1 protein-coding gene is annotated in these 14396 nt (G+C 70.5%); it reads left to right on the forward strand.

Translation table 11 applies throughout. The annotated features are described in order from the left end of the window. Nucleotides 1-18: 18 nt before the first annotated feature. Nucleotides 19-14361 (forward strand): SDR family NAD(P)-dependent oxidoreductase, encoded by a 14343-nt coding sequence (locus ABT352_RS38335; protein WP_350949959.1) that lies wholly within the window; start codon nucleotides 19-21, stop codon nucleotides 14359-14361. The last annotated feature ends 35 nt before the right edge of the window (nucleotides 14362-14396 follow it).

Genomic DNA, 14396 nt, shown 5'->3' on the forward strand with positions numbered 1-14396 from the left:
TCGGCGGCGGAGCTGTTCGTGCGTGGTGTGACGGTGGACTGGCAGCAGGTGCTGACCGGTGGCCGCCGGGTGGATCTGCCCACCTACGCCTTCCAACATCAGGGGTTCTGGCCCGAGGGAACGGGATCCGGGGCCGGAAACGTGGCCGCGGCGGGGCTGGCAGCGACGGATCATCCGCTGCTGGGCGCGGCGGTGGGCCTGGCCGACTCGGATGGGGTGCTGCTGACCGGACGGTTGTCGTTGCGTTCACATCCGTGGCTGCTCGATCACGCGGTGGCCGGAATGGTGTTCTTCCCCGGCACCGGTTTCCTTGAGCTGGCGGTGCGGGCCGGTGACCAGGTCGGGTGTGATCTGGTGGAGGAGCTCACCCTGGTCGCACCGTTGGTGCTGGGTGAGAACGACGCCGTCGCGGTGCAGGTGTGGGTGGGTGCGGCTCAGGAGTCGGGTCGCCGGAGTGTGAACGTGTACGCCCGTTCGGCGGACGCGGCCGAGGAGGTGCCGTGGGTGCGGCACGCGACCGGCACGCTCGCCACGGGTGGCCGGGCCGTCGTGCCGTTCGACACGGCGGTGTGGCCGCCGGCCGGTGCGACCGCGATCGGGCTGGACGGTTTCTATGACCGGCTGGCCGAGGGGTTGCTCGCGTACGGCCCGGTGTTCCAAGGGTTGCGGGCGGCCTGGTGGGGCGAGGGGGGCGAGGTGTTCGCCGAGGTCGCCCTGCCCGAGCAGGCGCTGTCGGGTGCGGATGCGTTCGGGGTGCACCCGGCGTTGCTGGACGCGGCGTTGCACGCCTCGACGTTCGCCGGACTGGACGACGAGGTGGGGACGCGGTTGCCGTTCTCCTGGGCAGAGGTGAGCTTGCACGCCACCGGGGCGGCGATGCTGCGCGTGCGGCTGAGCCGGACCGCTGCCGACTCGGTGTCGCTGGTCGCGGTGGACGTTGCCGGGGAGCCGGTGCTGTCGGCGCGCTCGCTGGTGCTGCGCCCGTTCTCGCCCGACCAACTCGCCGCCGCCGATGGCGGGCAGGCGACGGCGGGGAACGGGTTGTTCCGGTTGGACTGGGCTCCGCTGCCGGAGCTTTCCATGGTCCATGTGGTGCCGGTGGCAGTGGTCGGTTTTGCGGGGTGCGAGCCCGACCCGCTGGGCTTTGCCGAAGTACGGAAGTCGGCCGACCAGCCGGTCGCGGTTCACCGTGATCTGTCGGCACTGACCGAGGCGGGGCCGGTGCCCGAGGTGGTGCTGGCCGAGGTCTGGGTCGATCAGGCCGGGGACGAGGCGATCTCGGCGCATGCGGTGACGGCCGGGGTGCTGGGCCTGCTGCAGGGGTGGCTGGCCGATGAGCGGTGTGCCGATTCGCGACTGGTGCTCGTCACGCGGGGCGCCGTGGCCGTGAGCGAGAGCGAGGCGATCACCGACCTGGCGGCCGCGACGGTGTGGGGCCTGATGCGGTCGGCGCAGTCGGAGAATCCGGGCAGGTTCGTGCTGGTCGACCTGGATGATCAGGATTCCTCGCTCGCTGCTTTGCGCGACGTACTGCTCGCGATGCCGACACTGGATGAGCCGCAGGTGGCGGTGCGTGAGGGTGGGGTGCGGGTGCCGAGGTTGGCGTCGCTGACCTCTGGTGCGGGCCTGTTGCCTCCGGCCGGTACGGCGTGGCGGTTGGGCAGCCGGGCCAAGGGCAGCCTGGACGCGTTGGAGTTGCTTCCGTTCCCGCAGGCGAGCGAGCCGCTGGAGGCAGGGCAGGTTCGGATGGCGGTGCGCGCGGCGGGGGTGAACTTCCGTGACCTGCTGGACGGGTTGAACGCGCTGGGGTGGTTCCAGGACAAGGTCGGCCTGATGGGCAGTGAGGTCGCCGGGGTGGTCCTCGAGGTCGGTCCCGGCGTCGAGGACCTGCGTCCGGGGGATCGGGTGATGGGTCTGGCCGATGGCGGGTTCGGACCGGTGGTCGTCGCCGAAGCCGTGATCTTGGTGAAGATTCCCGATCACTGCTCGTTCGAGCAGGCCGCGACGATCCCGGTGGCGTTCCTCACCACCTACTACGGGCTGATGGAACTGGCCGGCCTGCGGGAAGGCGAGCGGCTGCTGGTGCACGCGGGCGCCGGTGGGACCGGGATGGCGGCGATCCAGCTGGCGCAGCGGCTCGGGGTCGAGGTATTCGCCACGGCCAGTCCGGCGAAGTGGGACGTGCTGCGGTCGATGGGCATCCCCGACGATCACATCGCCTCCTCGCGCACCCTGGAGTTCGAGGACCGCTTTCGGGAGGTGTGCGGTGAGCGGGGCGTCGACGTGGTGCTCAACTCGTTGACGGGTGAGTTCATCGACGCCTCGGCGCGACTGCTGCGCCCCGGGGGCCGGTTCATCGAATTGGGCAAACTCGACATCCGCGACCAGGAGAGCTTCCCGGGATTGAAATATCACTGGTTCGACGTGGCGGATGCCGGGCCGGAGCGGCTGCGGCAGATGCTGGGCGAGCTGGTGAAACTGTTCGCGGCGGGTGAGCTGCGGCCGTTGCCGGTGACGACCTGGGACGTGCGCCGGGGCCGGGAGGCGTTCCGGTTCATGAGCCAGGCCAGGCACACCGGCAAGATCGTGCTGACGATGCCCCGGGTCTGGGACCCGGAGGGCACGGTGTTGATCACTGGTGGGACGGGCGGTCTGGGTGCGGAGGTGGCCCGGCATCTGGTGGCCGAGCACGGGATGCGGCATCTGCTGCTGGTCAGCCGCCGGGGTCTGGAGGCTCCGGGTGCGGTGGAGTTGCAGGCGGAGTTGATCGCGCACGGGGTCGAGGTCACCGTCGCCGCGTGCGACATGGCCGACCGGGACGCGGTCGCGGCGCTGCTGGCCGGGGTTCCGGAGGAGCACCCGCTGACGGCGGTGATCCACACCGCCGGTGTGCTGGACGACGGGACGATCACCTCGTTGACATCGGAGCGGCTGGACACCGTGCTGCGGCCGAAGATCGACGCCGCCTGGCATCTGCACGAGCTCACTCAGGGCATGGATCTGGCAGGGTTCGTGGTGTTCTCCTCGTTCGCCGGGGTGATGGGCAACGCGGGTCAGGGTAACTACGCGGCGGCGAACGCCTGGCTGGACGCGTTGATGGCGCGGCGCCGGGCTCAGGGACTGCCGGGGCTCTCGCTGGCCTGGGGTTTGTGGGCGCAGGCCACCGGGATGACCGGGGCCATGTCGCAGGCCGACGTACAGCGAATCACCTCGGCCGGGCTGCCGCTGATCACCACCGAGCAGGGTATGGCGCTGTTGGACGCGGCCCTGGGGTCGGACGCACCGCTGGTGCTTCCGGTCCTGCTGAACCTGCCGGCGATGCCCGCTCAGCTGGTGCCGCCGCTGCTGCGCGGCCTGGTGCGCGGCACCCGCCGTACGGCGGCGGTGGCGCGTGCGGCCGATGAGGGAGCGTTGGTGCGGCAGTTGGCCGGGCTGACGCAGACCGACCGGACCCGGTTCATGACCGACCTGGTCCGCGGTCAGGCCGCTGCGGTCCTCGGACACTCCGACTCCACGGCGGTGGACGTCAGGCGGGAGTTCCGCGAGCTGGGCTTCGACTCGCTGACCGCGATCGAACTGCGCAACCGCCTCAACGTGGCCACCGGGTTGCGGCTGCCCTCCACCCTCGTCTTCGACTACCCCACCCCCGCCGTGCTCGGTGAGTATCTGCTGAGCGAGGTGCTCGGCGCGCACGGCGACGCCATCCTGCCGGTGGCCACGGTCTCGGTCGGGGACGACCCGATCGTCATCGTCTCGATGGCCTGCCGCTACCCCGGAGAGGTGAGCTCTCCGGAGGATCTGTGGCGGCTGGTCGTCGAGGGGCAGGACGTGATGACCCCGCTGCCGGCCGGTCGCGGATGGGAAGGGTTCAGCGCTCTGGGCCTGAAGGGCGGGTTCGTTTCCGACGCCCCCGGGTTCGACGCGGAGTTCTTCCGGATCTCACCGCGTGAGGCGCTCGCGATGGACCCGCAGCAGCGGCTGCTGCTGGAGACGGCCTGGGAGGTCCTCGAACGCGCGGGCATCGACCCGGACTCGTTGCGCGGCAGCGAGACCGGCGTCTTCATCGGCGCCTCCGGCTCGGGCTACACGCCCGGGGAGGAGTCTCTCGGTTACATCATGACCGGCCTGATGGGTAGCGTGGCCTCCGGCCGGATCTCCTACACCTTCGGGCTGGAGGGTCCGGCGGTGACGGTGGACACCGCGTGCTCGTCGTCGCTGGTGACCATCCACATGGCGGCACAGGCCCTGCGCAACGGGGAGTGCTCGCTGGCCCTCGCCGGCGGTGTGACGGTGATGACGACCCTCGCGGCGTTCGCGGAGTTCGGTGAGCAGGGCGGCCTGGCGCAGGATGCCCGCTGCAAGGCGTTCTCCGACTCGGCGGACGGCATCGGATGGTCCGAGGGCGTCGGCCTGGTGATGCTGGAGCGGCTGTCGGACGCCCAGCGCAACGGCCACGAGGTGCTGGCGGTGGTGCGGGGTTCGGCGATCAACCAGGACGGCGCGTCCAACGGTCTGACCGCGCCGAACGGCCCCTCGCAGCGGCGGGTGATCCGTCAGGCGCTTGCCGTCGCCGGGCTGTCTCCCTCCGAGGTGGACGTGGTCGAGGCGCACGGCACGGGGACGACGCTGGGTGACCCGATCGAGGCGCAGGCGCTGCTGGCGACGTACGGCCAGGACCGGCCGGAGGAGCGACCGATCCTGCTGGGGTCGATCAAGTCGAATCTCGGTCACGCGCAGTCGGCGGCGGGTGTGGCGAGCGTGATCAAGATGGTGATGGCTCTCCAGCACGGGGTGCTGCCCAAGACGTTGCACGTGGACGAGCCGTCGTCGCATGTGGACTGGGCCTCGGGTGCGGTGGAGCTGCTGACCGAGACGATGGACTGGCCGGACATGGGTCGTCCGCGTCGGGCGGGGGTGTCGTCGTTCGGGATCAGCGGCACCAACGCACACATGATTTTGGAGCAGGGGCCGCAGGTCGCGGAGCCGGAGGCCGGTGATACCGGTTCGGCCGTGGGTGTGGTGCCGTGGGTGGTGTCGGGCAAGAGCGAGGAGGCACTGCGGGCGCAGGCGGGTCGTCTGGTGTCGTTCGTGGACGCGCGCGACGAGCTGGGCCTGGTGGATACGGCGTTCTCGCTGGTGGGGTCGCGGTCGGTGTTCGAGCACCGCGCGGTGGTGGTCGGCGGGGAGCGTGTGGGGCTGCTGGCGGGGTTGGGTGCGCTGAGCGTGGGTGAGTCGGCGCCCGGGGTGGTGCGGGGTGTCGCCGATGTGGATGGCCGGATGGTGTGGGTGTTCCCGGGTCAGGGGGCGCAGTGGGTGGGGATGGGTGCGGCTCTGTTGGAGGAGTCGGGGGTGTTCGCGGCTCGGATGGCGGAGTGTGCGGCGGCGTTGGAGCCGTTCGTGGAGTGGTCGTTGCTGGATGTGGTGCGTCAGGTGGAGGGTGCTCCGTCGCTGGATCGGGTGGATGTGGTGCAGCCGGTGTCGTTCGCGGTGATGGTGTCGTTGGCGGCGGTGTGGGAGTCGCTGGGAGTGCGGCCGGACGCGGTGGTGGGGCATTCCCAAGGTGAGATCGCGGCGGCGGTGGTGGCCGGCGGGTTGTCGTTGCAGGATGGCGCCCGGGTGGTGGCGTTGCGGAGCCGGTTGATCGGTGAGCGGCTTGCTGGACGTGGGGCGATGGCGTCGGTGGCGCTGCCGGTGGAGCGGGTTGAGGCCGTTTTGGTGGAGGGGGTGTCGGTGGCGGCGGTCAACGGTCCGAGCTCGGTGGTGGTGGCCGGTGAGGTCGCGGCAGTCGAGGAGCTGGTGGAGCGGTTGTCGGCTGAGAATGTTCGGGTGCGGCGGATCGCGGTGGATTACGCCTCGCATTCGGCGCAGGTGGATCTGATCGCCGAGGAGCTGGCCGGGGTTCTGGCGGGGGTGGCGCCGCAGCCGGTGCGGGTGCCGATGCTGTCGACCGTGACCGGTCAGTGGCTGGAAGGGCCGGAGCTGGAGGCCGGGTATTGGTGTGAGAACCTGCGGCGCACGGTGGGCTTCGCTCCGGCGGTCGGGCAGTTGCTGGAGCAGCGGTATCGGGTGTTCGTCGAGGTGAGTCCGCATCCGGTGCTGACGGTCGGGGTTGGTGAGTGCGTGGACGCGGCCGAGGTGGAGGCCGTGATCGCCGGGACGCTGCGTCGTGACGAGGGTGGCCTGGAGCGGGTGCTGGTCTCGGCGGCGGAGCTGTTCGTGCGTGGCGTGACGGTTGACTGGCAGCAGGTGCTGACCGGTGGCCGCAGGGTGGATCTGCCCACCTACGCCTTCCAGCACCAGCGGTTCTGGCCGAACGCGCGGCAGAGCGGTGATGCCCGTGTTCTGGGCCTGGCCGCGACGGGTCATCCGCTGCTGGGCGCGGCGGTGGGCCTGGCCGATTCCGACGGTGTGTTGTTGACGGGCCGCTTGTCGCTCTCGTCGCATCCGTGGCTGGCCGATCATGTGGTGGCCGGGATGGTGTTCTTCCCGGGGACCGGGTTCGTGGAGCTGGCGGTGCGGGCTGGTGACCAGGTCGGCTGCGAGGTGGTCGAGGAGTTGATCCTGGACGCTCCGCTGGTGCTGGGCGAGGACGACGCGGTCGTGGTCCAGATCGCGGTGGGTGCGCCGGAGGAGACCGGTCGGCGGAGCGTGAGTGTCTACGCCCGTTCGGCGGATGCGGCCGAGGAGGTGCCGTGGGTACGGCACGCCACCGGCACGCTCGCCACAGGCGGGCGGGCCGCGGTGCCGTTCGACACGGCGGTGTGGCCGCCGGTCGGCGCGACCGCGATCGAGCTGGACGGCCTCTATGACCAGCTGGCCGAAGGGTTGCTCACCTACGGTCCGGTGTTCCAGGGATTGCGGGCGGCCTGGCGGGGTGCCGATGGCGCGGTGTTCGCCGAGGTGGCGCTGCCGGAGGAGGCACAGTCGGACGCGGGGTCGTTCGGGGTGCACCCGGCTCTGCTGGACGCGGCGTTGCACGCGGTGAGTTTCGCCGGGCTGGACGCCGCGGCGGGTACGCGCTTGCCGTTCTCCTGGGACGAGGTGTGCCTGCACGCGAGTGGGGCGACCCTGCTGAGGGTGCGACTGGCCAAGGTGGGCGAGGACGCGGTGTCGCTGAGCGCGGTGGACTTCGCCGGGGAGCCGGTGGTGTCGGCGCGTTCCCTGGTGCTGCGCCCGGTCTCGGCCGACCAGCTCGTCGCCGTCGGTAGCACCCCGGCGGTGGAGCGGGACGCGTTGTTCGGCCTGGAGTGGACGCCCTCGGCTCAGATGCCGGTATCCGACGCCGAACCGGACGTGGTCGAACTCGCCGGAGAGGCCCTTTCTGACCTGGCCCTGCTGGATTCGGTGCCGGATGTGGTCATGGTCTCGGTGGGGTCGGCCGATGCCGAGGACGTGGTGGGGTCGACGCACGCGGTGGTCGCGCAGGTCCTGGGGTTGTTGCAGGAGTGGTTGGCCGATGAGCGGTTCGTCGGTTCGCGGTTGGTGTTCGTGACCCGGGGTGCGGTCGAGGCGCGGGATGGTGATGTGGTCGTTGATCTGGCGGCTGCGGCGGTGTGGGGGTTGGTGCGGTCGGCGCAGTGGGAGAATCCGGGCCGGTTCGTGCTGGTCGATGTCGATGTCGATGTCGATGTCGATGGTGATGGTGGGTTGTCGTCGTCGGTGTTGGCGGGGGTGTTGATTTCGGGTGAGCCGCAGGTGGCGGTGCGTGAGGGTGGGGTGTTGGTGCCGCGTCTGGTGCGGGTGGCGCCTGCTGAGGAGGTGGGGCGGTCGTGGGATCCGGAGGGGACGGTGTTGATCACTGGTGGTACCGGTGGTCTGGGGGGGAGTTTGGCTCGGCATGTGGTGGCCGAGCGTGGGGTGCGGCATCTGGTGCTGACCAGCAGAAGAGGGCTGGAGGCTCCGGGTGCGGTGGAGTTGCAGGCGGAGTTGATCGCGCATGGGGTCGAGGTCACGGTCGCGGCCTGTGACATGGCCGACCGCGACCAGGTGGTGGCCCTGCTGGCGCAGGTGGACGACGAGCACCCGCTGACCGCGGTGATCCACACTGCCGGTGTGCTGGCCGACGGCACGATCCCGTCGCTCACGCCTGAGCGGCTGGAGACGGTCCTGCGGCCGAAGGTCGACGCCGTCTGGCATCTGCACGAACTCACCCGGGATCTGGATCTGGCGGCGTTCATCATCTACTCGTCCCTGTCGGGCGTGATGGGCTCCGCAGGGCAGGGCAACTACGCGGCCGCGAACACGTTCTTGGACGCCTTGGCGCAGGTGCGCAGGGCCGAGGGGCTGCCCGCGCTCTCGCTGGCCTGGGGGCCCTGGACCCAGGACACCGGATTGACCGGCACGCTGGGCGATATCGATATGCAGCGGATCACCCGTACGGGCATGCCGCCGCTGTCGGTGGAGCAGGGCATGGCGCTGTTCGAGGCCGCTACCGCGCTGAAGCACGCGGTGCTGGTTCCGGTTCGGCTGGATCTTCCTTCGATACGCACCTACGGCGAGGTGCCGGCGTTGTTGCGTGGTCTGGTGCGGGGTGGTCGGCGGTCGGCGGCGTCGGGTTCGGTGGTGGCCGCGACGTTGTTGCAGCGGTTGGCTCCGTTGGGGGCGGCCGAGCGGGCCGAGGTGCTGGTGGACCTGGTGCGTGTCGAGGCGGCGATGGTGCTGGGTCATGCCTCGTCCGACATGGTGGAGGTGCGTCGGGAGTTTCGTGAGCTGGGCTTCGACTCCCTGACCGCGGTCGAGTTGCGTAACCGGCTGAACGCGGCGACGGGGCTGCGGTTGCCGTCCACGCTGGTGTTCGACTACCCGACACCGACCGTACTGGCGGACTTCCTGCTGGCCGAACTGTTCGGTGAGGACGCCGATGTGCGGGTTCCCGCGATGCCGGTGCCGGTGACGAACGATCCGGTCGTGATCGTGGGCATGGCCTGCCGTTTCCCGGGTGAGGTCGCCTCTCCGGAGGATCTGTGGAGGCTGGTGGCCGAGGGCGGGGACGGGATCTCCGAGTTTCCGACCACGCGAGGCTGGGATCTGGGGGCCTCGTACAGTTCGGACTACGTGCGCGAGGGTGGTTTCCTGGAGAGTGCCACGCAGTTCGATCCGGGGTTCTTCGGGATCTCGCCGCGTGAGGCGCTGGCGATGGACCCGCAGCAGCGCCTGCTGCTGGAGACGTCGTGGGAGGCGATCGAGCGGACGGGTGTGGACCCGATCTCGTTGCGCGGCAGCCGCACCGGCGTGTTCGCCGGGGTGATGTATCACGACTACGGGATGAGCGCCGCACTCCCGCCGGAGGCGATGGGCTTCATCAGCACCGGTACGGCGGGCAGCGTCGCGACCGGTCGGATTTCGTACGCGCTGGGCCTGGAGGGTCCTGCGGTGACGGTGGACACGGCGTGTTCGTCGTCGCTGGTGGCGATGCACATGGCGGCGCAGGCACTGCGCTCGGGTGACTGCGACCTGGCACTGGCCGGTGGTGTGACGGTGATGGCCACCCCGGCGGTGTTCATCGGCTTCAGTGTGCAGGGTGGGCTGGCGGGAGATGGGCGGTGCAAGTCCTTCGCCGACGCGGCGGACGGCACCAACTACTCCGAGGGTGTGGGCATGCTGGTGCTGGAGCGGTTGTCGGACGCGCGCCGCAACGGCCACCAGGTGCTGGCGGTGGTGCGCGGGTCGGCGGTGAACCAGGACGGCGCCTCCAACGGTCTGACCGCGCCGAACGGTCCCTCCCAGCAGCGGGTGATCCGTCAGGCCCTGGCCGGGGCCGGGCTCTCGGTGTCCGAGGTGGACGCGGTCGAGGCGCACGGTACGGGGACGACGCTGGGTGACCCGATCGAGGCGCAGGCGCTGCTGGCGACCTATGGCCAGGATCGGGACGAGGACCGTCCGCTGCTGCTGGGGTCGATCAAGTCGAACCTCGGTCACACTCAGGCGGCGGCCGGTGTGGCGGGTGTGATCAAGATGGTGATGGCTCTGCGGCACGGTGTGCTGCCTCGGACGTTGCACGTGGATGAGCCGTCGTCGCACGTGGACTGGGCCTCGGGTGCGGTGGAGCTGCTGACCGAGCAGGTCGAGTGGCCTCAGACGGGTCGTCCGCGTCGGGCGGGTGTGTCGTCGTTCGGGATCAGCGGCACCAACGCGCACGTGATCTTGGAGCAGGGGCCGGAGGCTCCTGAGCGGGAGTCGCGTGACCAGGGCCAGGCGCCGGGTGCGGTGCCGTGGGTGGTGTCTGCGAAGACCGAGGAGGCACTGCGGGCACAGGCCGGGCGATTGCTGACGCACGTGCGGGCTGCCGGTGAGATTGACCCGCTGGATGTGGGGTCGTCGCTGGTGGTGTCGCGGTCGGTGTTCGAGCACCGTGCGGTGGTGGTCGGCGGGGATCGTGGGGGTTTGCTGGCGGGGTTGGGTGCGGTGGCTTCGGGTGAGCCCACGGCGAATGTGGTGTCCGGGGTGGCCGATGTGGTGGGCAAGTCGGTGTGGGTGTTCCCGGGTCAGGGGGCGCAGTGGGTGGGGATGGGTGCGGCTCTGTTGGAGGAGTCGGGGGTGTTCGCGGCGCGGATGGCCGAGTGTGCGGCGGCGTTGGAGCCGTTCGTGGACTGGTCGTTGCTGGAGGTGATCCGGCAGGTGGAGGGTGCGCCGGGGCTGGATCGGGTGGATGTGGTCCAGCCGGTGTCGTTCGCGGTGATGGTGTCGTTGGCGGCGGTGTGGGAGTCGCTGGGTGTTCGTGCGGACGCGGTGGTGGGGCATTCGCAGGGTGAGATCGCGGCGGCGGTGGTGGCCGGTGGCCTGTCGTTGCAGGACGGCGCCCGGGTGGTGGCGTTGCGCAGCCGCCTGATCGGTGAGCGGCTTGCTGGACATGGAGCGATGGCGTCGGTGGCGCTGCCGGTGGAGCAGGTCACCGAGCGGGTGGCGGCGTGGGACGGGCGGATTTCGGTGGCGGCGGTCAATGGTTCGAGCTCGGTGGTGGTGGCCGGTGAGGTCGCGGCGGTCGAGGAGCTGGTGGAGCGGTTGTCGGCTGAGAATGTTCGGGTGCGGCGGATCGCGGTGGATTACGCCTCGCATTCGGCGCAGGTGGATCTGATCGCCGAAGAGCTGGCAGCGGTGCTGGCGGAGGTGAGCCCGGGTTCGGTGCGGGTGCCGATGCTCTCGACCGTGACCGGCCAATGGCTGGAGGGCCCAGAGCTGGCAGCCGGGTATTGGTGTGAGAACCTGCGGCGCACGGTGGCTTTCGCTCCGGTGATCGGAGAGTTGCTGGAGCAGCGGTATCGGGTGTTCGTCGAGGTGAGTCCGCATCCGGTGCTGACGGTCGGCATCGGTGAGTGTGTGGACGCGGCCGAGGTGGAGGCTGTGATCGCCGGGACGCTGCGCCGCGATGAGGGCGGCCTGGAGCGGGTGCTGACGTCGGCCGCGGAGCTGTTCGTCCGTGGCGTGACGGTCGACTGGCAGCAGGTGCTGACTGGTGGCGGCAGGGTGGATCTGCCCACCTACGCCTTCCAGCACCAGCGGTTCTGGCCGAACGCCAAGCAGAGCGGTGACGCTCGCGTTCTGGGCCTGGCCGCGACGGATCACCCGTTGCTGGGTGCGGTGATGCCTCGGGCCGACTCCGATGGAGTGGTGCTGACCGGCCGGTTGTCGGTGAGTGCGCAGCAGTGGCTGGCCGACTACGTGGTGGCGGGCTCGGTGGTGGTACCGGCGTCGGCGTTCGTGGAGCTGGCGGTGCGTGCCGGTGACCAGGTCGGCTGCGAGGTGGTCGAGGAGCTGACCCTGGATGCTCCGCTGGTGCTGGGCGAGGACGACGCGGTGGCGGTGCAGGTGTGGGTGGGAGCTGCGGAGACGTCGGGCAGCCGGTCGGTGAGTGTGTACGCCCGTTCGGCGGACGCGGCCGAGGAGGTGCCGTGGGTACGGCACGCCACCGGCACGCTCGCCACGGATGCTTCGCCTGCCGAGCCGTTCGACATGGCGGTGTGGCCGCCGGCCGACGCGGCCGCGATCGAGCTGGCGGGGCTGTATGAAGAGCTGGCGGGGGAGGGCTTGGGCTATGGCCCGGTGTTCCAGGGACTGCGGGCGGCCTGGCGACGCGATGACGAGCTGTTCGCCGAGGTGAGGTTGCCCGAGCAGGCCGGTGACGCGGGTTCGTTCGGGTTGCATCCGGCGCTGCTGGACGCGGCGTTGCACATTGTGCCGTTCGCCGGGTTGGATGATGTCGCGGGTGGCCGCCTGCCGTTGTCATGGGGTGGGGTGTGCCTGCATGCGGCCGGGGCGTCGGTGCTGCGGGTGCGGCTGGCCAGGACTGGCGGCGGTGCGTTGTCGCTGAGCGCGGTGGATGCGGCCGGGGCGCCGGTGGTGTCGGCGAGGTCGGTGGCACTCCGGCCGATCTCCACCGAGCACGTGGCCGGCTCCGACCCTCGCGGGGCCAGGCAGGACGCGTTGTTCCGGGTGGAGTGGCCTGCTGCGAGTGGCCTGTCGCAGGCCGACGAGGTGCCGGTGTCGATACAGGTGGCGGTGCTCGGCTTGGACGTGCTGGGTCTTGCCCCCGCGTTGCGGGCGGTCGGGGACGTGGTGCCGGTGCATGCGGATCTGCCCGCGCTGGCCGGGGCGGGCCCGGTACCGGGTGTGGTGCTGATGGAGGTGGCCTCCGACCCGGTGGTCGGGGTGGTGGAGTCTGCGCATGCACTGACCGCCCATGTGCTGGACCTGCTGCAGCGGTGGCTGGCCGAGGAGCGGTACGCCGACTCGCGCCTGGTGTTCGTCACCAGGGGCGCGGTCGCGACCGACGATGGCGAAGTGGTGGCCGATCTCCCGGCCGCTGGGGTGTGGGGCCTGGTCCGCAGTGCTCAGTCGGAGAACCCGGGCCGGTTCGCGCTGGTCGACGTGGATGATCAGGAGTCCTCGCTGTCGGTCCTGCTCGACGCACTGGTTGGGGTGCTGGCCTCGGGTGAGCCGCAGGCGGCGGTGCGCGGGGGTGAGGTGCGGGTTCCGCGGATGGCGCGGGTGGTGTCCGGCTCTGACGTCGGCGACGAGGCGGGCCGGGTCTGGAATCCGGAGGGGACGGTGTTGATCACCGGTGGTACCGGTGGTCTGGGAGCTTTGTTCGCGCGGCACGTGGTGGCCGAGCGGGGAGTGCGGCACCTGCTGCTGACCAGCCGTCGAGGGGTGGACGCTCCGGGAGCACTGGAGTTGCGGGCGGAGTTGATCGCGCATGGGGTCGAGGTCACGATCGCGGCGTGCGACATGGCGGATCGGGATCAGGTCGCGGGTCTGCTGGCCGGGATCGACGCCGAGCACCCGCTGACCGCGGTGATTCACACCGCGGGTGTGCTGGCCGACGGCACGATTCCGTCGCTGACGGCGGAAGGGCTGGATGCGGTGCTGCGTCCCAAGGTCGACGCCGCCTGGCATCTGCACGAGCTCACCCAGGACCTGGACCTGGCCGGATTCGTGGTGTTCTCCTCGTTCGCCGGGGTGATGGGCAATGCCGGGCAGGGCAACTACGCGGCGGCGAACGCGTTCCTCGACACACTGGCCCGGCAGCGCCGGGCCGGGGGACTGCCGGGACTGTCGCTGGCGTGGGGCCTGTGGGAGCAGGAGACCGGGATGACCGGCACGCTGGGCGCGGTCGATCTGCGCAGGATGGCGCGGGCGGGGATGCCGGCGCTCTCGGCCGAGCAGGGGCTCGCGGCGTTCGAGGCGGCCACCGCGTCGGGTCGGGCGGCGGTGGTGGCGGCGCGGCTGGATCTCTCGGTGCTGCGCACGTTCCCCGAGGTGCCGCATCTGATGCGTGGCCTGGTTCGTGCGGGCCGTCGGTCGGCGGTTTCCGCCCTCGCGGGTGGGGATTCGGAGCTGGTGCGGCGGCTGGCGGGGTTGGGTGAGGCCGAGCAGGTTCGGCTGGTGGTGGAGATGGTGCGGGCGCAGGCGGCGGCGGTGCTGGGGCACGAGTCGGCGGAGACCGTCCAGGCGCGGCGGGAGTTCCGTGAGCTGGGCTTCGACTCCCTCACCGCGGTGGAGTTGCGTAACCGGCTCAATGCCGTCACCGGCCTGCGGCTGCCCGCCACCCTCATCTTCGACTGCCCCACCCCCGTGAGCCTCGCCGAACACCTTTTGGCGGAAATCGCGCCCGGAACGAACACCTCGGTGGAGCTGTCGTTGCTGGCCGATCTCGACCGGTTCGAGACCGCTCTTTCCGGCTACGCACTCGACGATCTCGCCCGGAACGGCATCTCGACCCGGTTGCGGCACCTGCTGGCGAGGGTGAGCGAGAGCGGCACGGAAACTAGTGAAATCGCTGTCGCCGGCATGCTCGAATCGGCGAGTACCGAGGAAATCCTCAGCTTCATCGACAACGAACTGGGCCGCTCGAAAGATCTGTGATTCGAGCCCGCGTCTGAACAATGTGAAGGGCCACT

It is taken from the genome of Streptosporangium sp. NPDC000563 (assembly GCF_040299985.1).
Classification (GTDB): domain Bacteria; phylum Actinomycetota; class Actinomycetes; order Streptosporangiales; family Streptosporangiaceae; genus Streptosporangium.